General features: G+C 71.6%; 20 protein-coding genes. 16 read left to right on the top strand and 4 right to left on the bottom strand.

Going from position 1 to position 25,788, the window contains the following annotated elements:
* Positions 1-62 precede the first annotated feature (62 nt).
* On the bottom strand, positions 63-1,463 hold the full coding sequence (gene eccD, locus OU416_RS31335) for a type VII secretion integral membrane protein EccD (protein WP_270930661.1): 1,401 nt from the start codon (positions 1,461-1,463) through the stop codon (positions 63-65).
* Positions 1,464-1,664: 201 nt separating this feature from the next.
* Here eccD and eccCa point away from each other — a divergent pair, with 201 nt between their 5' ends.
* From eccCa to OU416_RS31320, 3 genes are all read left to right on the top strand, one after another.
* On the top strand, positions 1,665-5,615 hold the full coding sequence (eccCa, locus tag OU416_RS31330) for a type VII secretion protein EccCa (protein ID WP_270930660.1): 3,951 nt from the start codon (positions 1,665-1,667) through the stop codon (positions 5,613-5,615).
* A 62-nt stretch (positions 5,616-5,677) separates the two neighbouring features.
* Positions 5,678-6,676, top strand: a complete 999-nt coding sequence (locus tag OU416_RS31325; protein ID WP_270930659.1) for a hypothetical protein — start codon at positions 5,678-5,680, stop codon at positions 6,674-6,676.
* 5 nt (positions 6,677-6,681) lie between these two features.
* Entirely contained in the window at positions 6,682-8,850 is a 2,169-nt protein-coding gene (locus OU416_RS31320; RefSeq protein WP_270930658.1) for a hypothetical protein, read from the top strand.
* A 266-nt stretch (positions 8,851-9,116) separates the two neighbouring features.
* Here the strand turns inward: OU416_RS31320 and OU416_RS31315 are convergent, their stop codons facing one another.
* Both OU416_RS31315 and OU416_RS31310 read right to left on the bottom strand, forming a co-directional pair.
* Positions 9,117-10,139 carry a hypothetical protein gene (locus OU416_RS31315; RefSeq protein ID WP_270930657.1) on the bottom strand — a complete coding sequence of 341 codons (1,023 nt, stop codon included), beginning with the start codon at positions 10,137-10,139 and terminating at the stop codon, positions 9,117-9,119.
* A complete protein-coding gene (locus OU416_RS31310; RefSeq protein ID WP_270930656.1) occupies positions 10,136-11,263 on the bottom strand; it encodes a type VII secretion protein EccE in 1,128 nt (375 codons plus the stop codon). Before OU416_RS31310 ends, OU416_RS31315 begins: the two co-directional genes overlap by 4 nt.
* Before the next feature lie 231 nt (positions 11,264-11,494).
* Here OU416_RS31310 and OU416_RS31305 point away from each other — a divergent pair, with 231 nt between their 5' ends.
* Complete coding sequence (locus tag OU416_RS31305; RefSeq protein ID WP_270930655.1) at positions 11,495-12,439, top strand: sigma-70 family RNA polymerase sigma factor; 945 nt, start codon at positions 11,495-11,497, stop codon at positions 12,437-12,439.
* A 238-nt stretch (positions 12,440-12,677) separates the two neighbouring features.
* On the opposite strand, the gene OU416_RS31300 is transcribed toward OU416_RS31305, so the two are convergent.
* Entirely contained in the window at positions 12,678-13,622 is a 945-nt protein-coding gene (locus OU416_RS31300; RefSeq protein WP_270930744.1) for a MerR family transcriptional regulator, read from the bottom strand.
* Between the two features lie 131 nt (positions 13,623-13,753).
* Between OU416_RS31300 and OU416_RS31295 the strand changes: the two genes are divergently transcribed.
* The 12 genes from OU416_RS31295 to OU416_RS31240 all read left to right on the top strand — a co-directional run bounded on the left by OU416_RS31295 (position 13,754) and on the right by OU416_RS31240 (position 25,759).
* Positions 13,754-14,218, top strand: coding sequence for a DUF3180 domain-containing protein (locus tag OU416_RS31295; RefSeq protein WP_270930743.1), 465 nt, complete (start codon positions 13,754-13,756; stop codon positions 14,216-14,218).
* A 357-nt stretch (positions 14,219-14,575) separates the two neighbouring features.
* On the top strand, positions 14,576-15,412 hold the full coding sequence (locus tag OU416_RS31290; RefSeq protein WP_270930654.1) for a DUF6779 domain-containing protein: 837 nt from the start codon (positions 14,576-14,578) through the stop codon (positions 15,410-15,412).
* 50 nt (positions 15,413-15,462) lie between these two features.
* Positions 15,463-16,728 (top strand): PrsW family glutamic-type intramembrane protease, encoded by a 1,266-nt coding sequence (locus OU416_RS31285; protein WP_270930653.1) that lies wholly within the window; start codon positions 15,463-15,465, stop codon positions 16,726-16,728.
* Positions 16,729-16,938: 210 nt separating this feature from the next.
* Complete coding sequence (locus tag OU416_RS31280; RefSeq protein WP_270930652.1) at positions 16,939-17,835, top strand: Rossmann-like and DUF2520 domain-containing protein; 897 nt, start codon at positions 16,939-16,941, stop codon at positions 17,833-17,835.
* 28 nt (positions 17,836-17,863) lie between these two features.
* Entirely contained in the window at positions 17,864-18,742 is an 879-nt protein-coding gene (panC, locus tag OU416_RS31275) for a pantoate--beta-alanine ligase (protein WP_270930651.1), read from the top strand.
* 83 nt (positions 18,743-18,825) lie between these two features.
* Positions 18,826-19,296 carry an aspartate 1-decarboxylase gene (panD, locus tag OU416_RS31270; protein ID WP_270930650.1) on the top strand — a complete coding sequence of 157 codons (471 nt, stop codon included), beginning with the start codon at positions 18,826-18,828 and terminating at the stop codon, positions 19,294-19,296.
* Between the two features lie 27 nt (positions 19,297-19,323).
* Positions 19,324-20,127, top strand: a complete 804-nt coding sequence (locus OU416_RS31265; protein WP_270930649.1) for a type III pantothenate kinase — start codon at positions 19,324-19,326, stop codon at positions 20,125-20,127.
* Between the two features lie 238 nt (positions 20,128-20,365).
* Positions 20,366-21,820, top strand: a complete 1,455-nt coding sequence (gene lysS, locus OU416_RS31260; RefSeq protein WP_372907194.1) for a lysine--tRNA ligase — start codon at positions 20,366-20,368, stop codon at positions 21,818-21,820.
* Between the two features lie 183 nt (positions 21,821-22,003).
* Entirely contained in the window at positions 22,004-22,360 is a 357-nt protein-coding gene (locus OU416_RS31255) for a histone-like nucleoid-structuring protein Lsr2 (protein ID WP_270930647.1), read from the top strand.
* Between the two features lie 311 nt (positions 22,361-22,671).
* Positions 22,672-23,742, top strand: a complete 1,071-nt coding sequence (locus tag OU416_RS31250; protein ID WP_270930646.1) for a FecCD family ABC transporter permease — start codon at positions 22,672-22,674, stop codon at positions 23,740-23,742.
* On the top strand, positions 23,739-24,821 hold the full coding sequence (locus tag OU416_RS31245) for a FecCD family ABC transporter permease (RefSeq protein ID WP_270930645.1): 1,083 nt from the start codon (positions 23,739-23,741) through the stop codon (positions 24,819-24,821). Before OU416_RS31250 ends, OU416_RS31245 begins: the two co-directional genes overlap by 4 nt.
* Positions 24,818-25,759, top strand: a complete 942-nt coding sequence (locus OU416_RS31240; RefSeq protein ID WP_270930644.1) for an ABC transporter ATP-binding protein — start codon at positions 24,818-24,820, stop codon at positions 25,757-25,759. The genes OU416_RS31245 and OU416_RS31240 overlap by 4 nt, the downstream gene beginning before the upstream one ends.
* Positions 25,760-25,788 lie beyond the last annotated feature (29 nt).

Raw genomic sequence — 25,788 nt, 5'->3', positions numbered from 1 at the left:
CTAGGGCACCGAGTTCCCGCAGTGGCTGACGTCTGCGGGACGCCAGCCACGCCCCTTCCACCTCAGCCGATGGAGGCCATGAGGCCTTGGACGTAGGTGAAGAAGCCGGTCGTGTAGGCGGCGTAGGGGATCAGGGCCAGGACGGCGAGCACGTCGGTCCAGTCCGCGATGCGGCCGAGGAGCGGCGACGGCGTCTTGTGCGCGTAGACCATGCCTGCGGCTGCGACCAGCAGCGCCACGAGCACCAGCACCAGCAGCGACAGCGCTGGGCCGAGCGTGCCTTCGAAGCCGGTGGTGATTCCGGCTGCGAAGCCCGCCGCGACCAGCAGACCGGCGATGAGCAGCGGAACCCGCTGGCGCGGGATCGGGAACAGGCGCGAGCGCAGCAGCAGCGCGGCCGCGCCCAGCGCGAGCATCGTCACCCGAGCTGCGCCGCCGTGCGCGAGCAGCGGCGGAACGCAGAGCGCGGCGGTGGCGGCGAGGCCGAGCAGGAGTCCGGTGAGGATCTCGTCGGTGCGGCGGGCGGCCGCGAACACCGTCGAGGTCGGGGCCGCGGGCTTGTCGGCGAGCATGTCGGCCGCGCGCTGGGGGAGTTCCGGGACGGGGAGCCGGCCGAGGCGGATCGCCAGCAGCGGATATGCCGGTAGCAGCGCGATTCCCGTCGTCAGGACCAGCGCCGCCGCCGCGTCCGCGCCGAGCCAGCCGCCGAACGCCGCGCCGAGCGTGCCGAACAGGCCTACCGCGATCGCGGCCACGAACACCCGCGCTTCGGCCGCGACTCCGACGTATCCGGCAATCCCGAACACCAGCAGGGAAATCGTGCCGACCAGCAGTTGCGCGCTGCCGAACTCCAGCAGCGCGACGTGCGCGGGCGCGGTGCTCAGCAGACCGCCCAGGAACGCGTACGGCAGCGCGCACCCGGCGAACAGCGCGCCCGCGCGCGCATCCGGAACCGCGCGCGCCACGACGATGCCGAGCGCGGTCAGCGCCACCGCGGTGGTCAGCAGCACCAGGCCGGGCAGCAGCCAAGGTCCCCGGAACAGCAGCGTGATCAGAGTTCCGCCGAGCAGCAGCGAACCGGCGACCGCCAGGCCGCACCGGCGCGTGGCCGTCCGACCCCAGCTTCGTCCGTTCTGCCTAGCGCCGCTGGCGATCGTCTCCACCAGATCGTCGTACTCGATCTCCGGCCATTCGGACTGGCCCGGCACCAGATGGAGTACTTCGCCGTCGAGAACTCCCTGCGCACCAAGGGTTTGCTTCGGGTCGAGCCGGTCGCCGGTGGTGCGCCGCAGCGCCCAGCCGCCGTGCCGTTCCCCGGCGTCGGCCGCGTCGTCGCCGGCGTGCCGCAGGACGTAGGGCAGCAGCTCGGCGACCGCGACGTCCTCGGGCAGTGCGACGTCGATCCCGCGCTTCGGCGTGGAAATCGTGACTTTCGCCAGCGTGGTGCCCAATGCGGACGACATGCGCGCTCCTGTCGGCGGGGGCGGGAAGATCGGAATTCGCCAGGATTGTCTATCAACGATCCGCTCGGTGGCGCCAGTAACGTAACCTCGCCGCGTCTTGGAAGTCCCGGATTTGCGGCTAATCTGTGCCCGGGGGCACCGCGCAGCACTTCGGGATGACGAGAACACGACCGCGCCGCAAGCGATCTGGAGGTCTCGGTCTTGGGAACGATCATCGTCCGGCGTCCGCTGCGGCGGCCCGCGCCGGACCTGCCCTCCGGCGAGCTGGTGCTCGACGCGCCGCCGGAGAACCCGCCACCACCCGGCCGGAACTGGACGCGGGTGCTGATGGTGCTGCCGATGATGGCCGGCATGGCGGGCATGGCGCTGCTGATCGGCGCCGGTCGTTCGGGCCCGCTGATGTACGTCGCGGGCGGGCTCTACGGCGCGGCGATGCTCGGCATGATCGGCTTCCAGGTCGTCAACCAGATGAGCCAGGGCGCCAGCAAGCAGGAGATGCTCGCCGAGCGCCGCCGGTACATGCGGCGGCTGAGCCAGCTGCGCGCCCAGGTGCGCGACACCGTCGAGCGCCAGCGCAAGGCGATGTTCTACCGGCACCCCGATCCCGAGCAGCTGTGGTCCACCGCGCACAGCGCCCGGCTGTGGGAGCGCCGCCCGGCCGACTGGGACTACACGGTGGTCCGGATGGGGCTGGGCCCGCAGGAGCTGGCGACCCGCCTGGTGCCGCCGGACACCCGCCCGGTCGACGAGCTCGAACCGCTGTGCGCGATGGCGCTGCGCAAGTTCGTCACCACCTACTCGACGGTGCCCGACCTGCCGGTCGCGGTGGCGCTGCGCGGTTTCTCCCAGATCTACGTCACCGGCGACCGCGAGGCCAAGCGCGCCTTCGCCCGCGCCGTCGTCGCGCAGCTGGGCACCTTCCACGCGCCGAGCAACGTGCTCACCGCCTTCTGCATCCGCCCCGACGAGCGCGACGTCTGGGAGTGGGCGAAGTGGCTGCCGCACGCGCTGCACCCGACCAAGACCGACGCCGTCGGCCAGATCCGCCTGGTGGCGCCGAGCGTCACCGCGCTGGAGGCGATGCTCGACGACGTGCTGGCCAACCGGCCGCGGTTCAACCCGGGCTCGGTGCCGATCGAAGGCGCCGCGCACCTGGTCGTCTTCCTCGACGGCGGCGACACCACCGGTTCCGAGCACCTGATGATCGAGGGCGGCGTCGAGGGCGTCACGCTGATCAACCTGGCCGCCGATCCGCCCCGCGTGCTGGATGCCACCACGCTGGTCCTCGACATCGCCGCCGACGGCAGGCTCACCAGCCGCACCATGGACGGCACCGGCTCCGTCGGCCGTGCCGACGCCTTCGACCTGGAAGGCATGCGCGGCCTGGTGCGCTCGTTGGCGCCGATGCGGCTCTCCGCGCTGTCCACCGGCGACCAACCGCTGTCCGGTTCGCTGGAGCTCACCGACCTGCTGGGGCTGGGCGATCCCTACGAGTTCGACCCGGCGGAGAACTGGACGGCGCGCTCCAACCGCGACCGGCTCCGGGTGCCGATCGGCATCACCGCCGACGGCCGCCCGATGGAGCTGGACATCAAGGAGGCCGCGCAGGACGGCATGGGCCCGCACGGCCTGCTGGTCGGCGCCACCGGCTCCGGCAAGTCCGAGCTGCTGCGCACCCTGGTGCTCTCCCTCGCGGTCACCCACGACTCGGAAGCCCTCAACTTCGTGCTCGTCGACTTCAAGGGCGGCGCGACCTTCACCAAGCTCGACCGGCTGCCGCACACCAGCGCGGTGATCACCAACCTCGCCGACGAGCTGCACCTGGTGGACCGGATGCTCGACGCGATCCAGGGCGAGCTGATCCGCAGGCAGGAACTGCTACGCAAGGCGGGCAACTACCCGTCGCAGCGCGACTACGAGCGCGCCCGCACCGCCGGTGCGCCGCTGGATCCGCTGCCCTCGCTGCTGGTCATCGTCGACGAGTTCTCCGAGCTGCTCACCGCCCGCCCGGACTTCATCGACATGTTCGTCCAGATCGGACGCGTCGGCCGCTCGCTGGGCGTGCACCTGCTGCTCGCCTCGCAGCGCCTGGAGGAGGGCAAGCTGCGCGGCCTGGACACGCACCTGTCCTACCGGATCGGCCTGCGCACCTTCTCCGCGATGGAGAGCCGCGTCGTGCTCGGTGCGCCTGATGCCTACGAGCTGCCGCGCTCACCGGGCAACGGCTTCCTGCGCGTCGGCACCGAAGAACTGCTGCGCTTCAAGGCCGCCTACGTCTCCGGCCTGCACCAGCGCGGAGTGGTCAAGCGCATCGACGACGAGGGCCGCCAGATCGACCCGGTGCAGGACTACTCGACCAACTTCCTGCGCCCCCGCGTCACCGAGGAGCTGCCTTCGGAGCCCGCCGAGGAACCGGCCGGCGACACGCTGCTCGACGTGCTGGTGGACCGCCTGGAGGGGCAGGGCAAACCGGCGCACCAGGTGTGGCTGCCGCCGCTGGACGAACCGGCCACCCTGGACCAGCTGCTCGGCCCGCTGGAGGTCGACCCGGAGCGCGGCCTGACCACGTCCAAGGTGGAGCTGCAGGGCAAGCTGCGCGCGGTGACCGGCGTCATCGACCGGCCCTTCGAGCAGCGCCGCGACCTGTGCTGGCTGGACCTCGCGGCGGCGGGCGGCAACGTGGTGGTCGTCGGCGGCCCGCACAGCGGCAAGAGCACCCTGCTCCGCAGCATCGTGGGCAGCCTCGCGCTCACCCACACGCCCGCCGAGGTGCAGTTCATCTGCCTGGACTTCGGCGGCGGCGGGCTGACCGGCATGCGCGAGCTGGCGCACATCGGCGGCGTCGCGACCCGCCGCGAGACCGACCAGGTGCGCCGCAGCATCGCCGAAGCCCTCGCGCTGCTGGCCGAGCGCGAGGCCCGGTTCGCCGAGCACGGCATCGACAGCATGGCCACCTACCGGCGGATGCTGCGCGAAGGGCGGTTCCCGGAGGACCGCTTCGGCGACCTGTTCCTGGTCGTGGACGGCTGGTCCACGCTGCGCGGCGAGTTCGAGAGCCTGGAGACCGGCGTCATCCAGCTGGTCAACCGCGGCCTGGCCTACGGCATCCACGTCATCGCCACCGCCAACCGCTGGATGGACCTGCGGATGAACACCCGCGACATGTTCGGCAGCCGCATCGAGCTCAAGCTCGGCGACGCGGTGGACTCGATGCTCGGCAGGCGCGAAGCGGCGGGCGTGCCCGAGCAGTCGCCGGGCCGCGGCCTCTCGCCCGACGCCGGGCAGTTCCTCGCCGCGGTGCCGCGGATCGACGACCGCTCGACCGCCGAAGACCTCTCCGACGGCGTGCGGCACTTCGTCGAAGCGGTCGGCCGGGCGTGGCCGGGGCAGCGCGCCTCCGGCGTCCGGCTGCTGCCCGCCGAACTGCCCTACTCGGCGCTGTCGCAGAACTCGCCGCACGGCATCGCGGTCGGCATCTCCGAGACCGACCTGCAGCCGGTCCACCTGAACTTCGAGGTGGAACCGCACCTGATGCTCTTCGGCGACGTGGAGTCCGGCAAGAGCACCTTCCTGCGGTCGCTGGCGCGCAGCATCATGAACCGCTACACCCCGGAGCAGGCGCAGATCGCGGTGGTCGACTTCCGCCGCAGCCTGCTCGGCCTGGTGCCCGACGAGTACCTGGTCGGCTACGCCAGCGCGGCCAACAGCACCAAGGAGATGGTGCAGCTGACCATCCAGGCGATGCAGAAGCGGCTGCCCGGCCCGGACATCACGCCCGAGCAGCTGCGCGCCCGCGACTGGTGGCAGGGCCCGGAGCTGTTCATCCTGATCGACGACTACGACCTGGTCGCGCCGAACCCGCACGACAACCCGCTCACCAGGCTGCTGGACTTCATGACCCAGGGCCGCGACATCGGCCTGCACCTGGTGCTGACCCGCCGGGTCGGCGGCGTGGCGCGAGCGGTCTTCGACCCGGTGATCTCCCGGGTCCGCGACCTGGCCTCGCCGGGCGTCCTGCTCTCCGGCAACCCGGAGGAGGGCCCGGTCTTCGGCAAGCTCAAGCCGGAACCGCTGCCCCCGGGCCGCGGCTGGCTGGTCACCCGCGGCCGCGGCCAGGAGCTCGTCCAGTTCGCCAACCTGCCACCGGAGTGAGGCGGTGGGGTTGACACGGGGTGGTTCGTTGGACGGGACGGGGTTCTGACGAAGGGGACGACATGGCGGTTCCAGAGCAGGACGGCGGCGGGGCGAGCTGGGCCACCGAGGGCGACCAGCTCAAGGCCGATCCCGGTTCGCTGCGCGGTTACGGCAAGAACATCGCCACCATCGCCAAGAACCTGCAGGACGACGCGATGGGCGGCGCCATGAACATCAACGGCGTCGGCGACGACACGTCGATCAGCACCGGCGGATTCCCGGAGGGCAGCCACGCCGGCCAGCTGGTGGACCGCAACGCCCGCGAGATCATGAGCTTCCTGGCCGACATCCGGCAGAACCACCTGGCTCTCTCCTCCGTGGCGCACATCTGCGCCGACCTCTACGAGGACACCGACAACGGCAGCCGGGTGCGCCTGAACGGCATCGAGTGGGCCTTCGCCGAACCGGGCGCGGAACGACCGCCCGGCGCCCCGCCGTACCTCAAGGGCAGCGAGACGCTCGCCGACCAGGCCCCGCCGCCCGGCATGGGCAAGCCCGGCGAGGAGAAGCTCGTCGCCAAGAGCAACTTCTCCGGCGGCGTGGCCTACACCTACGAGACCGCGGACGGCCGGACCCGCACCGTGGTGCAGACCGCCGAAGGCATCACCGAGACCGGGTACGACGAGAACGGCACCGAGACCTACACGAACATCACCAGGCCGGACGGCACGGCGATCACCAAGGGCTACGACGGCAACGGCCAGGTCATCAGCACCACCACCCGCACGCCGCGGGAAGATCGGATCGCCGGTGGCCGCGACGAGGTGACCAAGATCCGCACCGAGCGGCGGGGCAAGGGCGCTGTCGAGTTCGAGGAGCACAAGGAGATCCGGGAGCACCGGGACGGCACCGAATCGCACCACTACTACAAGCAGCGGGTGAAGGACGGCGAGGCCGTCGGCGACCGCACCGAGGAGCACGACGTCGGGCGGCAGCCGAAGAAGGTGACGCCGGAGGACATGACGGAGCAGGCGCGCCGCAACCTGGAGAAGAGCCGCCGACTGGCCGAGGGGATGTGATTCGGGTGCCCGGATCACCTGACGACTACTACGGCTACAACTTCAACGCGCTGGAGCAGTACTCCACCGGAGCCGGTCGCGGCCCGATGGGCCCCGACGAGCTCTTCTACACCGGGGAGACCAAGGGCGGCGGCGGGTACACCCGCAGCCCCGACGAGTCGAACGAGGGAATCGAAGGCATCAGGCTGCAGATCATGGGTGAGCAGCCGGAAACCGCGGAGTTCCGCGGCGACGAGTTCACCAACGTCGCGACGATGCTGTCCACCACGCAGACCCAGCTGCGCCAGCAGACCGAATCCCTCAAGGCGGAGTGGGAATCGCCCGCGGCCAAGGACGCGTACCTGAGCAAGGTCGGGGAGACCCTGGCGTACCTGCAGGTCTGGCAGTCGGCGGCGAGCCGCACGGCGGGATCGCTGTACGGGCTCGCCGCGGTGATGCGCGAAGCGCAGGAGAAGATGGACGCGCTGTGGCGCGAGTACCAGCGGGAGAAGGCCGCCGCCAACAAGTACAACCCGCCGGTCAACCCCGGGGCCGGACCGCCTCCGGGCGCCCGGGCGGAGAAGGTGGCCGAGGTCGGCGACGAGTACGACCAGAAGGCGCGGGAGCTCGCCAACGAGATCGCCTCCGACTACGCCCCCTACATCGTCGAGCTGGCGCAGGGGCGGGCGTTGAAGCTCAGCCCGCTGAACGCGGTCCAGCACCCGGGGGCGATGGGCATGCCGCCGCCGAAGCTCCCAGGAGCGCCGGGCGGCCCCGGAGCTCCTGGGGGAGCACCGCCCGCGGCCCCGGCGGCCCCCGCAGCGCCGGGAGCACCTGCTGGGCCAGGCGCGCCGGAAGGCATGGCACCGCCAGCCGCTGGCGGCGGCCCTGGCGCGCCAGCGGTGCCGCCGCCCGTCGGTGCTCCGGGCGCGCCTGGAGCACCCGGTCGGCCAACACCGCCCGGCGCGCCGAGCGGAGGGACGCCACCGGGAGCACCGCGAGGGACGACACCTCCGGCACCCGGCCGAACACCTGAAGCACCGGTGGGCACCACACCACCCGGTCAGGCCCCACCACCCGCCCGAGCGCCCGGAACGCCGGTCGGATCCGCTCCGCCCGGCGAAGCTCCGGCACCGGGCTCACCACCGCCGCTGGCAGGCGGCGAGGGCAGCGCGCCACCTGCGGTCGTCCCACCGGCGGTGCCGGGAACCGCCCCAGCTCCAGGTGGCGCCCCACCGCTCGGCAGCGCCCCGACGCCCGGCAGCGCACCAACTCCCGGAAGCGCCCCGCCGCTCGGCAGCCCCGCACCCGGCGTCCACGGAACTCCACCATCACCCGGCGCCGCACCGGGCATGACGGCACCGGGCGGTGGACTGCCGGGCACGATCGGCAACCCCGGCGTGCCGGGTGCGGGCATGCCGCACGGCGCGACGCCGCCACCACCGGGTTCGCTGCCGCAGCAGCCGAAGCAGCAGGGCAAGATCCTCGGCCAGCGCCCAGGAATCCCGGGCGCGGCAACACCTTCCAACCCGGAAGCGGGCACCATCCGGCCACCGGCGCCCGCTCAAGGTGCGCCCGGCACGCCGAGTTCGCAGCACGGCGGCCGGTCGCCGAAGAACACCTCCCGGCCGGAGGTGCCCGAGGCGTTCCTCCCGCCGCCCAACGCGACGCCGTCGGTGCTCGGCGGCGAGCAGCGGCGCACCCGGCCGGGCAGCAGCGCGGAATCGCCGGGCAAGCACTCGGGCAGCGCCGACGTCCCGCCGCCGATCCTGAGCAACCCGCACCGCTCGGGTCCGGCGATGACGTTCACCGAACGCCGGGCCCAGCGCAAGCGCGATCGCGACAAGAAGCGCAAGCAGCAGCCGACCTCGGAGTTCGCGGTGGACCTGCCCCTGAGCACGGCACCGGTCCTGGAAGGCCGGACGGCGCCCCAGGTCGACGTCCAGGCGGAGCTGGGCGCCCAGATCCCAACGGCCCTGCGCACCACCACGACGCCCCCGCCGAACACCCCGTCGGTCCGGGCAGCACCCGAACCGGCGGAGCTCACGGCGGACCGCAAAGCCCGCCGAACCCACCGGGACGACCAACCCCAGTCCACCTGGGAAGTGGAAACCCCGGGAGGCTCCCTCCTGAACGGCGAGCAGGAGTACCGCTACCGCCCAGAACCAGAACCAACCCTCAACACGAAGCCCTGAGAACCCCGGCCGGTGCGGACCCTCCCACCCCGCACCGGCCGGCCCGGGTTATGACCACGACAGCGGTGCCGAACCTCCGCGATTTCGGTTGAAATTGGCTTACCTCGTCATCGCAGGCTTCGTCGAAAACGACGCCAATTTCAATTGAAATCGCTACACCCCCAAGCCGACCACCCACCGCTTTGAACCCAACCCCACCCCGCACCCAACCGGCACCACCCCTGCCCAACCCACCTCGGTATCACCACCGAAACCCTCCGGCCAGGTCAGTACCGGCCGGGAGCGCCGAGCTCCTCCTGCTCGCGCTCTTCCGGGGTGACCCAGACGTAGTGGTTCTCCGACTTCGTCAGCACCGCCAGCATGTCGTCGTGCATCGCCTGCAACTGCTCTGCCGTCTGGGCGGTGAGGCGGCGTGCCGCGGCGATCGCTGCCGCCTCCTCGGGAGCGAGGCGCTGGAGGAGCAGGACGTCGGCGTTCAGCGCGGCGTCCGCTCGGTGCGGGGTGAAGCGGTGCAGGACCATCGCCCTCGCCTGCCACGGTGCGGGCTCCGCCGGTGGCGGCGGCGATTCCGCGTCGTACAGCGACAAGATCGGGGCATCCGCCGTCGCGGCCACGCTCGTCAGCGCACCCGGTTCCAGCACCGCCACCCGGTCTTCCCGGTCGGTCGCCGCGCGCCCCAGATCCGCCCAGCCGGCCGGTTGGTCGGTGAACACGTGCACCTTCGCGCCGAAGCGCAGCGCCCGGTAGGCCAGCAAGCGCGCCGCCCAGGACGCGCCGACCAGCGCGATCGACACCGGAACGGGCTGGAACAGCGTCAGCGTCACCGGGAACCCGGCCTGGTTGCGGCCCAGCGGGAAGCCGAAGGAGGTGCCGGTGAGCTGGAGCAGGTCCAGCTCCGCCTCGGTGGCCAGGTGCCTGCCGATGTCCAGCCTGGGCACCGAGCGCTGCTTGCGCGGCCGCCACCCGCGCGGCTTCCGCACCACCTCGGTCGGCGTGTCGTCCTCGCGCGGCCCCGGTCCACCCGGCGGCAGCGGCGCGGCGGCGGCCTGCGCCACCGGCGCGGACACCGCAGCGGTGCTGGTGAGGACCGCGCCGCGCGCCTGCTGGTGCCACTCCGCCGAACCGAGTGCGGGCGCGAACGCCGTGTCATCGGGCTTCGGCGCGGCCGCCGCGGGTTCGCCCGCGATCACCGGCGGCTGCGCCGCCGAGATCACCGGAACCTGCTTGCCCGGCGCGGGTTCCGGGGCAGGGGAAGGCGGTGCCACCGCCGCGTGCTGGCCCTCGCTCACCGCGCGCCTCCTCCGGTCGGTGCCGACGCGTACACCGCGGGCAGCTGCTGACCGTCCAATTTGGACAGCCGACCGCCCGCGAGCCCGACGAGCCGCGCCACCTGCTCGCAGGTCCTGTCGTAGTGCTGCGCGTCCGCGGCCACCCGGACGAGCCCGGACAGCTCGGTGCCGCGCAGCCCCGCTTCCACCGCGATCGAAATGCTGACCTGCGCCTCCGGCACCTCGGCCAGCGCGGACAGCAGCAGCGAGCCGCGCTCCGGATTCGGCCACGACCGCACCCAGAAGCAGCCGTGCCGCAACCGCGTGGAACGCCACGAATCCCATTCCTCGCGCGGCTGGACGGGCCGCCGGTCGGCAGGTTCTGCCAGGTCGCAGGAGCGCACCAGCGCGTCGAGCAGTCCATCGGCGTCCAGCGCGCGAGCCCGCGAACCCCGGCGCCGGAACAGCCTCTCGACGCGGTTGACCAGATCGGCGAGCAGCAGCGGAACATCCGGATCGATCCCGCTGTCCACCGCGGACGAGGCAACGGCCCGCGCGTCCAGCCGAACCGCGATCCACGCCACGTGATCGCGCCGCACCGTGCCAGGCAGGGGAGCGCTGTGCAGCACGCTCTGCACCACGACTCCGGGCTGGTCGGCCGCGATCCGCGCCAACGCCGTCATCGGAACCGGTGGCAGCGGTCCGTCCTCCGCGACGACCTCCAGCACGGCGAACCAGCCCGCGCCGTCGCTGCCCATGCCCAGCTTCGAATCATCCGCGCCCGCAACGTCTTCCGCGGTGAAATCGGGAGCTAGCTCGCACAGCGCGGCCAGCCGCGGATCATCGCGGCGGGCGGCGACGATGCCGCGCCGACCGCGGAACCGCAAGCGCAGCGCGAGGATCTCGGTCCACCAGCGGTCGCCGCGCCTGCCGAAGAGGAACGCCACCGCGGCGAGCCCGAGCAGTCCACCCACGACCGCCGCCCACCAGGACTGGACGACGACGGCGCACACCGCGAGCCCGACGATCGCGAACGCGAGCAGGCGGCCGAGTCCGACCGGTCCGATGCGGCCCGTCCGGCGCTGCGGCCGGAACCACGCGTCATCCCGGGAACGGCCGAACGCGGTGCTGGTCTGGCTTGTCATCGAAGGCAGATCCCTCCCACCGCGCAAGGCTATCCCGATCGGGGCCGCCACCAACAGCGTTCGGCCGCACCCAGCCGTACCCGGACCGCACCGCACCGGCACCGCGTCCGGACTCCGGCCCCGCAGCCTGCGATTACGCCGCCGGAACCGGGCGATCGGCGCGTCAGCGCGCTGCCAGCACCGTTCGGCACGCTGGCAGAGCACGCACCCGAAGTCCGGGAGGCCTGGCAGGTGGCAGCCCCGCTGCTCGACATCGACGACGTCCCCGGGACCGAGCGGCCCGCGACGGCCGTCGACCCGGTGCGCCTGTACCTGTCCGGGATCGGCCGCACCGAACTCCTCGACCACGCCGCGGAAAACGCCCTGGCGCAACGCGTCGCGGACGGGCTGCGCGCCGAGGAACGCCTCGCCGGAGAGCCCCTCGCCGCGCTCCGGGACGAGCTGCTGGCCGTCGCGGAGGACGGCCGAGCTGCCAGGACCGCGCTGGTGGAGGCCAACCTCCGGCTGGTCGTGAGCATCGCCAAGCGCTACGCCGGTCGCGGCCTGCCGCTGCTGGACCTGATCCAGGAGGGCAACCTGGGGCTGCTGCGCGCCGTCGAGAAGTACGACCACAGCCCGGGATTCCGCTTCGCGACCTACGCGACCTGGTGGATCCGCAAGGCGATCAGCCGCGCGCTGGCCAACCAGTCGCGCACCATCCGGCTGCCGGTGCACGTCACCGACCAGCTCGCACGGGTGGCGCGGCAGCGCCGCGACCTGTCGGCGGAGCTGGGCAGGACGCCCAGGCACGACGAACTCGCCGCGGCGCTGGACGTCCCGCTCCACCAGCTGCTCGAACTCCTCGCGGTGGCGCAGGAGCCGCTCAGCCTCGATCAGCCGGTCGGCCAGGACGGCACCTCGCTGGGCGACCTGATCGCCCGCTGGGACGACCCCGGCACGCCGGGAATCCAGTTGCTGCGCAACGAGATCGAGGACGTGCTGGAGACGCTCAGCGCACGGGAGCAGCAGGTCATCCGACTGCGCTGCGGCCTCGACGACGGCAGACAGCGCACCCTCGCCGAGATCGGCGACGAGCTCGGCGTCACCCGCGAGCGCATCCGCCAACTGGAGCACCGGGTGCTCCGAAAGCTCCGCGAGCCCGCCAGAGCCGACCGCCTGCTGACCTACGCCGGCTGACCGAGTTGTTCCACGCTCGTTTTGCGTGGCGGAACCTGAGCGGTTCCCTGGACTGCGGGTGCCCCTCCTGATGTATGTCCGATACACGGCGGAGGGGCCGTCCTCGCCCAGAGAGCCGCCCAGCGGCGGTGCCAGCTGCGAGGGTGGGTTAAGCGCTGCGCGCTTGCGGTAGGTCAAGCGGTTGGCGCGATGCGCCTCGCGGCTGCGGCCGCGAAATTGCAGTCCTGGGTCACGCCGGTTACTCGGCGGAAGCCCGCAGCGCGGCGGCGAGCCAGCGCGTCGTCTCGTCGGTGACCGGGTGCTGCGGCCAGCCGTTGATGATCGCCAGCAGCTCCCAGTAGCGGGACAGCCGCGGGTCGTGGCCCTCGTAGTGGTCGGCCATCTCGCGGCGGAACTCCGGCGTGTCCGGCTTCTTCCACTGCTCTGCGGCCAGCGCCATCATCCGGTCCACCAGCGCACGGGCCTCGGCGCTGTCCGGCGCCGCGCCCGACTCGGCGGAGGCCTTCGCCTCGTCGGTGATCGCCCACCACTTGGGCGCCTCGTTCTGCTCGACCATCTCCTCGCCCGCGTCGCGGCGGGCGGACTGCTCCCGGTAGAGCCCGCGCACGGTGGCCCGGAAGTCCTCGTCCTGCACCAGCTCGGCGAGCTCGATCCACGCCTCCAGCTGTTCGGTGCTCGGGTCGTCGGGCAGGTTCGGCTTCGCCGAGCGCATCCACTCGGTGAACTCCGGGTTCAGGTTCAGCCCCGACTCCGAGCTCACCTCGTCCCAGAACTCGTCGATCAGCCGGTTGCGCTCCTCGTCGGACATCTTCGCCAGTTCCTGCATGAGTCTTGCCTCCTCGGTCGTTCGGTCGAGCTTCACGACCGCCCGCAGCACGGCTCGCCGAGTCCGCAGCACGCGCATCTGGTCCTCCAGCAGCCCCAGGTGGGCGCCGGCCAGCTGCGCGAGCGTCGTCTCGCGGGCCAGCACGCGCTTGACCTCCTCCAGCCCGGCCCCCAGTTCGCGCAGCGTGCGCACCAGTTCCAGGCGGCTGACAGCGGTCACGTCGTACAGCCGGTAGCCGGCCGCGGTCCGGTCGGTGGGCGGCACCACGCCGGTGTCGGAGTAGAACCGGATCGTCTTCACGCTCAGTCCGGTGCGACGGGCCAGTTCGCCGATCGTGTAGCGGGCGGTGTCGTTCACGTCGTCCACCTTCGACCCTCCTGTCGGGGGAGACTCAAGACGATTTTTTCGCACCCCGCGCGACGGCCGGAACTCCCCGCGGCCGGATCAGGTGCGATCCTGGATCCGTGGCACCGCGACGAGCAGAGCACCTGTCCTTCACCAAGCCCGGTCAGCTGATCACCGCCGGCGTGGCGGCCGCGGTCGTGGTCTTCCTGCTCACCCGGCTCGCCTACGGCGACCTGCCGCAGCTGCCGCTGCTGGCCGGGGCGACCCTGCTGCTGATCGCGCTGGTGGACCTGGTGCTGGCGCTGACCATGCGGCCCCGGATCAAGCGCAAGCCGGGCACCGAACCGGTGGACGGCCTGACCGCGGCGCGCGCGGTGGCGCTGGCCAAGGCGTCCTCGATGGCGGGCGCGATCATGGCCGGGGTCTGGATCGGCCTCGGCGCCTACCTGCTGCCGATCGCCGGCACCGTGGCGGCGGCCCAGACCGACATCATCGCCGCGGTGATCGGTCTGATCAGCGCGGCGGCCCTGATCGCGGCGGGCCTCTGGCTGGAGCACTCCCTCCGAAACCCCGACGAGCCAGAAGAACCCCTCGACGACGAGGACTGAACCCGGCACGCCCCGCGGCGACGCGATCACCCACCGGCACCGACCGCTCCGCCGCAACCCCGCTCCGCCGAGCCCGCGGTCAATTTCGTACGAAATTGACCACCACCCGGGTGAACGTCAATTTCGCGCGAAATTGACACCGCCGCCCCGTGCGGAGGCCGCCGGTTTCGCGCGAAATCGTCACCGGCTCCGCACTGAACTCGCTGATCTCGCGCGAAGTCGTCGCGCGGTGACGGACGCCCGGACGCCGCCGCTCGGCCGTTCGGATGCACGTGGTGTGGGCCACGGCGACCAAAGTGGAGCCGGGTTGCTCGCCTTCAGGTCTCGAACTGATAACCGCCCGGTACCGTGGTGGGCATGTCCGACCGCGGCAGTACCGAGACCGAAACCCGCGCCGGCGGTTCGACCGCCCTGTGGGTCGGCGCGCTCGTCCTCGCCGCCGCCGCGACCGCCGTGCTGGTGATCAGCGACGACGCCCGCCTGCTGCGGCTGGGCCTGGTCGCCGCGCTGTGGTCGGCGCTGGTCGGGGCGTTCGCGGTCGCCCGGCTCCGGCACCGGGTGGCGCGGGAGGAGAAGCTCGCCGAGGACCGCCAGCGGATCTACGAGCTCGAACTGGAGCGGGAGATCGCGGCCCGCCGCGAGTTCGAGCTGGAGGCGGAGGCCGAGGCCCGCCGGAAGGCGGCCGAGGAGTCCGACGGGGAGCTGAAGGCGTTGCAGGCCGAGCTGCACCGGCTGCGGACGAGCCTGGAGCAGGTGCTCGGCGGCGACGTCCTGTTCGAGCGGGTCGCGCTGCGCGCCGAGTCCACCCGGGTCCGCTCGCTGACCGAGAACAGCAGCAAGATCGAGGGCCAGCTCCTCCAGCCGGCGCAGGCCCGGGAGCTGCCCGCGGCCCAGAACACCGAGCTGATCAACAGGCTGGCAGGCGAGGAGCACCGCCCGAAGACCCGCCCGCGCGTCAAGCCGCAGGCGGCGCAGGTGCACCAGTCCCGCCCGGTGCAGGCGCGCCGCCCGGAGAAGGTGCACCACGAGCCGCCGCAGCGCCCGCCGGAACCGCCGAAGCCGCAGCCCGAACCGGCTCCCGCGCCCGCACCGGACCCGGCAGGCGCGCATGCCGAGGGAACCTCGGTGAACGACCTGATCGCGGCCTACGGCGCCGCCCCCGAGACGCCGCGCCGACGGCGGCGACGCGCCTGAGAAGGTGACTGTCCGGGCAACCCCGGACGCCCTTCTCTAGGGTTTTGTCCGTGTCGAGTCCTGATCTCCGGGGTCCCGCCGCCGATCTCTCCGGCGCGCGCAAGCTCCAGACCCGCAAGCACCACGCCGTCGGTTGGCCGGTCGCCGGCCTGATCGTGCTCGGGATCTGCGGACTGGTGATGGCCGGTGTCACCACGTCGCGGGTCGGCCTGCTGCCCGCACTGGTCGGCGCGCTCGCCGCGCTGCTGCCGGTCGGCGTGGTGTTCGCCGCGATCATCTGGATCGACCGCTGGGAGCCCGAGCCGCCGATGCTGCTGCTCGGCGCGTTCCTGTGGGGCGCGGGCGGGGCGACCGCCTGCTCGCTGCTGCTCAACGACACCTTCATCCAGCTCGCCGACACCCTGATCGGTCCCGACGACCAGAAGTTCTTCCTGACCGCGGTGATGGGCCCGCTGGTGGAGGAGGCGGCGAAGGCGCTGTTCGTGGTCGCGCTGTGGTTCAAGCGCCGGTCGGAGTTCAACGGGATGGTGGACGGCATCGTCTACGCGTCGCTGACCGCGGCGGGCTTCGCCTTCACCGAGAACATCCTGTACTTCGGCAAGGCCTTCGCGATCGGCGGCGTCGGCGGCACCGCCGGTGGCGTGGTGGCGGTGTTCATCATGCGCGGCGTGCTGGCGCCGTTCTCCCACCCGCTGTTCAGCTCCATGTTCGGCATCGGCATCGGGCTCGCCTCGCGCACCGACAACAAGCGGCTGCGCCTGGGCTACCTGCTGGGCGGGTTCGCCGCGGCGTTCCTGCTGCACGCGGTGTGGAACGCGGCGACGCTGCTGGGCGGCGTGGAGTTCCTCAACGTCTACTTCCTGATCATGGTGCCGATCTTCATGGGCACCTTCGGCCTGGTGGTGTGGCAGCGCAAGCGCGAGCAGCGGATCGTCATCCAGCAGCTGCCGGTGCTGGAGCGGGCCGGCCTGATCGTGCGCAGCGAGATGGAGATGCTGGCCACCCTCGCGGGCCGGAAGGGCTGGCTGCGCAAGGTGCGCCGCAGCGCGGGCAGCGAGGCGGCGAAGGCGGTCCGGGACTACCAGATCGCGGTCACCGAGCTGGCGTTCCTGCAGCACCGTGCCGCCGAGGGCCGCACGACGAGCGCGGCCCGCCGGGCCCGCCGGGAGAAGCTGATCGAGGACCTCAAGCAGGCCCGCCGCTCGGCCGCGGGCACCCAGCAGGCGATCCAGACGGCCCGCATCAAGCTCAACGAGCTCACCCAGCACAACATGAAGCGCCCGCTCCCCAAACCCCCACAACGCTCCCGCGACTGACCAGCGCGAGCGCTCAGCGGCGGCGGGGGACCACGCGATTTCAACGGAAGTCGGGCGTGTGATTTCCATTGAAATCGCGCGGTGACGGACGCGAGCGGGGCGTGGTGCTTGCCACCCGGGGCCTGTTGGCGGGCCGTTGGCGGGCTACTCTCGCGCTGCTGTCCGGTACCCGGAGGTTGGGACTGGAACGGTATGGAGGACGACGTGGCGATGTCTGGTCGCACGGGCCCTCGGCTGCGCGTCGGAGTGATCTCCGCGGGCCGGGTGGGTGCCGTGCTGGGCGCGGCGTTGCAGCGAGCAGGGCACCAGGTGGTCGCGGTATCCGCGGTGTCCGAGGCGTCGCTGCGCCGCGCGGAAGAACTGCTCCCCGAGGTGGCCGTGCTGCCGCCGGACGAGGTCGCGAAGCAGGCCGATCTGGTGCTGCTGGCGGTCCCGGACGATGCGATCTCCGGTCTGGTCCGCGGGCTGGTCGCCACCGGATCGCTGCGTGCAGGCCAGATCCTCGCGCACACCTCCGGCGCGCACGGGGTCGCCGCGCTCGCCCCGGCGGCCGAGATCGGCGTGCTGGCGCTGGCGCTGCACCCGGCGATGACCTTCACCGGGCGCGCCGAGGACGTCGAGCGGCTCGGCAACGCCTGCATGGCCGTCACCGCGTCCACCGCGGACGAGACCGGCTGGAGCGTCGCGGAGGCGCTGGCCCTGGAGCTGGGGATGGAGCCGGTCCGCGTGCCGGAGGAGTCCCGCCGCCTGTACCACGCCGCGCTCACCCACGGCGCGAACCACCTGATCACCCTGGTCAACGAGTGCGCGGAACTGCTGCGCGACGCGGGCGTGGACAACGCCGACCGGGTCATGGCCCCGATCCTGTCCGCATCGCTGGACAACGCGCTGCGCTTCGGCGACCGCGCGATCACCGGCCCGGTGATGCGCGGCGACGCGGGCACGGTCCGCGCGCACCTCGCCGCGCTGCGCGAGGCGAACCCGGACGTCGTCCCGGGCTACCGGGAGCTGGCCAGGCGGACCGCCGAGCGGAGCGAGCGCGCGGGCGTCCTGCGCGCCGACGGCGCCGCCGAGGTCCGCGAAGCACTTGACGAAGAGCCGTCGTGATCACGACGCGCCGAGCACTGGAGTCGTGATGAGCGCAGCTTTCGAGCGCGGTGCGCTGACCGTGCACCGCGAACCCGCCGAGCTGGCGAAGGTCACCCGCGCGCTGCGGGCCACCGGCCGCAAGATCCACCTGGTGCCGACCATGGGCGCCCTGCACCGCGGGCACCTGGAGCTGATCGAGCGGGCCCGCCGCGACATCAACGCGGTGGTGGTCGTGTCGATCTTCGTGAACCCGCTGCAGTTCGGGCCGCACGAGGACTTCGACCGCTACCCGCGCAGCTTCGAGTCCGACCTGCAGCTGTGCCGCGAGGCCGGGGTGGAGCTGGTCTTCGCCCCGTCGGTCGAGCAGATGTACGGCCCCGACCCGCAGCTGACCGTCCACTCCGGACCGCTCGGCGAGCAGCTGGAGGGCGCGGTCCGGCCGGGCCACTTCGACGGCGTGCTCACGGTGGTCCTGAAGCTGCTCAACATCGTGCGCCCGGACCTGGCGTTCTTCGGCGAGAAGGACTACCAGCAGCTGGTGCTGATCCGCCGGATGGCGCGCGAGCTGAACCTGGACGCCCGCATCCAGGGCATCCCCACCGTGCGGGAAGCGGACGGCCTGGCGCTGTCCTCCCGCAACGCCTACCTCAGCGATGAGCAGCGCGCCGCGGCGCTGGCGATCTCGGCGGCCTTGGCCGCCGGGTCGCACGCCGGACCGGCGGGGGCGGACGCGGTGCTCAAGGCCGCGGGCGAGGTGCTGGCCACCGAACCGTCGCTGCAGCTCGACTACCTGGAGCTGCGGGACCCCGAGCTCGGGCCGGTGCCCGCGGAGGGCGAGGCGAGGCTGCTGGTGGCGGCCCGCGTCGGCACCACCAGGCTGCTCGACAACGCCATGGTGCTGCTGAGCGCGCGAGAGCAGGGCTGAGCGGTGCCGGCGGTGGGAGCCACCGCGGCATCGCGCAAGATACGTCGGCGAGACGATGCGGTACCGGCCGTAGGAGGTCAGCGATGTTCCGCACCATGTTGAAGTCCAAGATCCACCGGGCCACGGTGACCCAGGCCGACCTGCACTACGTCGGCTCGGTGACGGTGGACGCCGATCTGATGGACGCCGCGGACCTGCTGGAGGGCGAGCAGGTCGCCATCGTGGACGTCACCAACGGCGCCCGCCTGGAGACCTACGTGATCACCGGCGAGCGCGGCTCCGGCGTGATCGGGATCAACGGCGCCGCCGCGCACCTGATCGAGCCCGGTGACATCGTGATCCTGATTTCCTACGGGGTGATGGACGAGCTGGAGTCGCGGTCGTTCCGCCCGAAGGTGATCTTCGTGGACGCCGACAACCGGATCCTGGAGACCGGCGACCAGCCGGGCGTCGCCCCGGAGGGCTCGGGCCTGATCAGCGCCGGAGTCGAAACGCCCGCCGAGACCGACGACGCGGCCAAGCTCGACGCCCTCCTGCAACAGCCCGAGCACTGACCAAGACCGGCACGGAAGGACGAACCGGTGCTGCTGGCCATCGACGTCGGAAACACCAACATCGTGCTGGGCCTCTACGACGAGGATCCGGGCAGCTCCGACATCGCATCGACCCTGGTGCACGACTGGCGGATGCGCACCGAGCCGCGGATGACCGCGGACGAGATGGCGCTGACCATGCGCGGCCTGCTCGGCGAGCACGCCGACCGGATCACCGGCATCGCCGCCCTGTCCACGGTGCCCGCGCTGCTGCGCGAACTGCGCGTCATGCTCGGCCGGTACTGGAACGACGTGCCGCGCGTGGTCGTCGAGCCGGGCGTGCGCACCGGCGTCCCGCTGCTGGTGGACAACCCGAAGGAGGTCGGCGCGGACCGGGTGATCAACACCCTCGCCGCGCACCACCTGCACGCCACCAACTGCGTGGTGGTCGACTTCGGCACGTCCACGAACATCGACGTGATCTCGTCCAAGGGCGAGTTCCTGGGCGGCGCGTTCGCCCCCGGCGTCGAGATCTCGCTGGACGCGCTGGCCTCCCGCGCCGCGCAGCTGCGCAAGGTGGAGCTGGTCCGGCCGCGCTCGGTGATCGGCAAGAACACCGTGGAGTGCCTCCAGTCCGGCATCCTCTACGGCTTCGCCGGGCAGGTGGACGGCCTGGTCCGCCGCATCGTGGCGGAGCTGGAAGCCACCCACGGCGGCCCCACCACGGTCCTGGCCACCGGCGGCCTGGCGCCGCTGGTGGTGTCGGAGTCGACGACGATCACCCACCACGTCCCCGACCTCACCCTCCTGGGCCTGCGCCTGGTCTACGACCGCAACTTCAGCCGGGCCTGAGCCAGGTTCAGTTGAGCTCGGAGGTTCGGCCTGCACAGTGGCCGTGAGCGTTTTGGGGTGTCATAGCGCCCCAAAACGCTCACGACCCCATGGACACCGAACCCATCCCACCTCTGACCGTTGGTTGGCCCTGCTCATTCGGTGAAATGGCGGAACCGTACCCTTGTTCTCCGTGACTGAGGACCGTTCCATTCCCCCGGCAACCAGCGACGACGGCGTTGACGACCTGCCGGAGCAGATGCGGGTCCGGCGGGAGAAGCGGGAGCGCTTGCTCGAAGCCGGAGTCGACCCGTACCCGGTGACCCTGCCCATCACGCACGAGCTCGCGGAGATCCGCGCCGCCCACCAGGGGCTGGAGCCGGACACCGCGACCGGCGCGCAGGTCGGTGTCGCCGGCCGCGTGATGTTCCTGCGCAACACCGGCAAGCTGTGCTTCGCCACGCTGCGCGCGGGCGACGGCACCGAGCTCCAGGCGATGCTCAGCCTCAAGCAGGTCGGCGAGGATTCGCTGGCCATGTGGAAGAGCGACGTCGACCTCGGCGACCACGTCTTCGTGCACGGCGAGGTGATCACCTCCCGCCGCGGCGAGTTGTCCGTGATGGCCGATGAATGGCGAATGGCGGCCAAGTCGCTGCGCCCGCTGCCGGTCATGCACAAGGAACTCGGCGAGGAAATGCGGGTCCGGCAGCGCTATGTCGACCTGATCGTCCGAAAGCAGGCCGCCGACACCGTGCGCACTCGGGCCGCGGTGCAGCGCTCGTTGCGGGAATCGTTCGACCGGCGCGGTTTCGTCGAGGTGGAAACCCCGATGCTGCAGACGTTGCAGGGCGGTGCCGCCGCGCGCCCGTTCGTGACGCATTCGAACGCCTTCGACATGGATCTGTTCCTCCGGATCGCGCCGGAGTTGTACCTGAAGCGTTGCGTGGTCGGTGGGATCGAGAGGGTTTTCGAGATCAACCGGAACTTCCGCAACGAGGGGAGTGATTCTTCCCACTCGCCGGAGTTCGCCATGTTGGAGTTCTACCAGGCGTACGCCGATTACAACGACATGGCCGCGCTGACCAGGTCCCTGATCCAGGAGGCCGCGGAGAAGATCGCCGGTTCGCAGGTGGTCACCTGGTTCGACGGAACCGAGTACGACCTGTCGGGCGAGTGGACGTCGATCCGGATGTACGACTCGCTGTCCGAAGCGCTCGATTCGGAGATCACCCCGGAAACTCCGGTGGAGGTGCTGCGCAAGCACGCCGACTCGCACGGATTGCAGACCGATCCGGCGCACGGGCACGGAAAGCTCGTCGAGGAGCTGTGGGAGCACCTCATCGGCGACCATTTGACCGCTCCGACGTTCGTTCGCGACTTCCCGGTGGAGACCTCGCCGCTCACCCGGCAGCACCGGGAGCGGCCGGGCCTGGCGGAGAAGTGGGACCTCTACGTCCGCGGCTTCGAGCTGGCGACCGGCTACTCCGAGCTGGTCGACCCGGTGGTGGAGCGCGCTCGCCTGGAGGAGCAGGCGGCGCTCGCGGCGGCCGGGGACGACGAGGCGATGCCGGTCGACGAGGACTTTCTGCGCGCGCTCGAGTACGGAATGCCGCCGAGCGGTGGCGTCGGAATGGGTATCGACCGGTTGTTGATGGCGTTGACCGGTCTCGGTATCCGGGAGACGATCCTGTTCCCGCTGGTCCGGCCGGAATGACCCGATCAGGGCCGTCGAGGTGAATTTTCGGGCAGAGGTGAGTGCATTATCGCAGTTACTGCGCTAACCTGAGCCCAGAATCCATCGGTGACGGCTATTGGAGTACTTGCGGGGGAGTTCGCTCCCAGCGGTTCGTGCTGTCCCGTTCTGGCACATTTAGCTCTCCCGGGGAGGACTTCGAAGATGGCGCAGAAGGTCACAGTCACTCTTGTCGACGATCTGGACGGCGGCCAGGCCGACGAAACGGTCGAGTTCGGATTGGACGGCGTGTCCTACCAGATCGACCTTTCCGCCGACAATGCCGGCGAGTTGCGGGACGCTCTGGCGAACTACGTCTCCAACGCGCGGCGCGCGGGCGGCCGGAAGAAGCCGGGGCCGCGTCCGGGCGGTGCCGGTCCGCGTTCCGCGGGCGGTTCCACGAGCGCGGATCGCGAGCAGAACCAGGCCATTCGGGAATGGGCCCGCAAGCGCGGCCTGAAGGTGTCGGACCGGGGCCGGATCCCGGCCGACATCGTGGAGCAGTACCACCAGGCGAACTGACCTGGTCCCCGCTTTTCGCGGTGCTGCGGTGGCCGCCCCGGTCGGGGTGGGCCGGGGGATCCCGCAGTGGCGCGAGTTGTGCGGTCGAGGGGCGTTGGCCCGGCGAAGTGCCGGGCGAACGCCCCTCGTTGCGTTCGGATAACGCTATTCAACGTGAATCGCGAAAAGCGGCAATGATCTTTCTGCGGTGATTTCTACCCGCGGATCAGCCGAACCGGTGTGACGGTGGACATCACGCCCCGCTCTGGGCAGCATGCTTAGGTGGGCCTAACCTAAGCACCGATCGGGTGAACCGGCAGGAGGAGTGGGACGTGAGTGGCAGCCTGGCCGTCGACGGTCCACGCGCAGCCGACCAGGCCGCGCCCGGCGGTGCCCGCCTGCGCGAACGCCGCCGCAAACGGCTCATCGGCATCGGCGTGCTGGTGGTGGCGCTGCTGGTCAGCTGCGTGCTCAGCGTCGTGGTCGGCGCCAAGACGATCCCGCTGTCCGAGGTGTGGAGCGGGCTGTTCGCACCGACCGGCACCGAGAACGACCTGATCATCCGCGAGCTGCGGGTGCCGCGCACCATCGTCGGCGTGCTGGCCGGGGCCGCGCTGGGCCTGGCCGGGGCGCTGATGCAGGGCCACACCCGCAACCCCATCGCCGATCCCGGCATCCTCGGCATCACCTCGGGCGCCGCGCTGGGCGTGGTGCTGGCGATCTACACCTTCAGCGTCACGACGCTGCTGGGCTTCATCTGGTTCGGCTTCGCCGGTGCGGTGCTGGGCGCGATCGCGGTGTTCGCCATCGGTTCGATCGGCCGCGGCGGCCCGACGCCGGTGACGCTGGCGCTGGCGGGCACCGCGATCAGCTTCCTGCTGCAGGCGATCACCTCCGCGCTGGTGCTCACCGACCAGCAGACGATGGACACCTACCGGTTCTGGAAGGTCGGTTCGATCGCGGTCACCGACGCATCGGTGATCCCGCAGGTGCTGCCGTTCGTGCTGATCGGCATCGTGCTGGCGCTGACCAACGCGAGCGGGCTGAACGCGCTGTCGCTCGGCGAGGACGTCGCCCGCTCGCTGGGCCACCGGGTGGAGTGGTCGCGCCGGGCCGGGATCGCCGCGATCGCGGTCCTGGTCGGCAGCGCGGTCGCGATCTGCGGGCCGATCGGCTTCGTCGGGCTGATCGTCCCGCACGTGGCCAGGTTCTTCACCGGCGCCGACTACCGCTGGCTGCTGCCCTTCGCCGGACTGCTCGGCGCCGCGCTGGTGCTGCTGGCCGACGTGCTGGGCCGCATCGTGGCGCGGCCGTCGGAAGTCCAGGTCGGGGTGATGCTGGCGATGGTCGGCGCCCCGTTCTTCATCGCGCTCGTGCGTCGCAGGAAGATGGTGCGGTTGTGACCCAGGTGCTGGAAGGCGGGGTCGCCGGGCGGCGCCCGGCCCGGCTCGGGCCGTTCTCCGGAGTGCTGCGCTGGCGGCCGCTGGTGGCCCTGCTCGGCGGGCTGGTGCTGCTGCTGGCGGTCTTCGTGCTCGACGTCGGGCTCGGCGAGTACCAGATCAGCCCGGTGGAGGTGCTGCAGACGCTGGTCGGCGGCGGCGACCGGGCGCAGCAGATCATCATCCTGGAGCTGCGGCTGCCGAGAGCGCTGACCGCGCTGCTGGTCGGTGCCGCGCTCGGCCTGTCCGGCGCGATCATGCAGACCCTCGCGCGCAACCCGCTGGCCAGCCCGGACATGCTCGGCATCACCTGGGGCGCGGGCACCGCGGCGACGACGGTGATCGTGCTCGGCGGCACCGCGGGCAGCCTGGCCGGGGCGCTGGCCGACTACGGCCTGCCGCTGGTCGCCCTCGCAGGCGGGCTGCTCACCGGGCTCGCGGTCTACGGCCTGGCCTACCGGCGCGGCGTGGACTCCTACCGGCTGGTGCTGGTCGGCGTCGGCGTCAGCGCGCTGGCGGGCAACGCCACCTACTGGCTGCTGACCGTCGGCGACGTCAACGAGGCGGGCCGCGCGCTGGTGTGGCTGACCGGCAGCCTCAACGCGCGCGGCTGGGAGCACGTGGTGCCCACGGCCATCGCGCTCTGCGCGCTGGTGCCGCTGACGCTGATCGGCGGGCACGTGCTCGGTGCGCTGCAGTTCGACGACGACACCGTGCGCGGCCTGGGCGTGCGCACCGACCTGACCCGCGGCGTGCTGCTGCTGGCCGCGGTGGTGCTGGCCTCGATCGCGACCGCGGCGGCCGGGCCGATCCAGTTCGTCGCGCTGGCCACCCCGCAGATCGCGCTGCGCCTGGCGCACACCTCGCGCCCGCCGCTGCTGTCCTCGATGGTGTTCGGTGCCGCGCTGGTGGTCGGCGCCGACGTGATCTCGCGGACCGCCTTCGGCTCCCTGGAACTACCGGTCGGCATCGTCACCGCGGTCCTGGGTGCGCCCTACCTGATCTATTTGCTCGTCCGTCGGTACCGGGAGGTCCGTGCATGACACCCGACATGCCAGCTCCAGCCCTGTCCAACCGCACCTCAGGGGACCGTGACGCAACCCAGCCACAAGAAACCCGCTCAACGCAAGATCACTCCCGAACGCAACCACCACTGAAAGTCGCGGAGAGGCGGGACCGTCTGCACGCCACCGACCTCAAGCTGGCCTACGGCGAGCGGGTCATCGCCGACGGGCTGGACTTCGACGTCGTCGACGGCACGATCACCGCGGTGATCGGCCCGAACGGCTGCGGCAAGTCGACGCTGCTGCGCGCTCTCGGGCGGCTGCTGCAACCGCAGCGCGGCAGCGTGCTGCTGGACGGCAAGCAGATCCACAAGATGCCGACCAAGGAGGTCGCGAAGGTGCTCGGCCTGCTGCCGCAGTCGCCGGTCGCGCCCGAGGGCCTGACCGTCGCCGACCTGGTCGCGCGCGGACGGCACCCGCACCAGTCCTGGTACCGGCAGTGGTCCTCCGACGACGAGTCCGCGGTGGCCGAGGCGCTGGGCATGACCGGCATCGCCGAGCTGGCCGACCGCACCCTCGACGAGCTCTCCGGCGGCCAGCGGCAGCGCGCCTGGCTGTCCATGGCGCTGGCCCAGGGCACCGACCTGCTGCTGCTCGACGAACCGACCACCTACCTCGACCTGTCCCACCAGGTGGACGTGCTGGAGCTGGTCGGGCAGCTGCACGACGAGAGCGGCCGCACCGTGGTGATGGTGCTGCACGACCTCAACCTGGCGGCCCGCTACGCCGACCGGCTGGTGGCGATGAAGGACGGCGCGGTCGTCGCCGAGGGTGACCCGTCCGAGGTGCTCACCGAGTCGCTGCTGGCCGAGGTCTTCGGGCTCAAGGCGCGGGTGATTGCTGATCCGGTGGCGGGTACCCCGATGGTGGTACCGATCGGTGGTCGCACCGCCGGGAAGGCCGATCGGCCCAGCTAGGCGGGCCGTGTTCGCGCTCAGCGGAACGG

It is taken from the genome of Saccharopolyspora indica (assembly GCF_027853965.1).
In the GTDB taxonomy this organism is placed as follows: Bacteria; Actinomycetota; Actinomycetes; order Mycobacteriales; family Pseudonocardiaceae; genus Saccharopolyspora; species Saccharopolyspora indica.
Note: the sequence above shows the minus strand (reverse complement) of the source record. Positions and strands in the feature narration are given on the sequence as shown.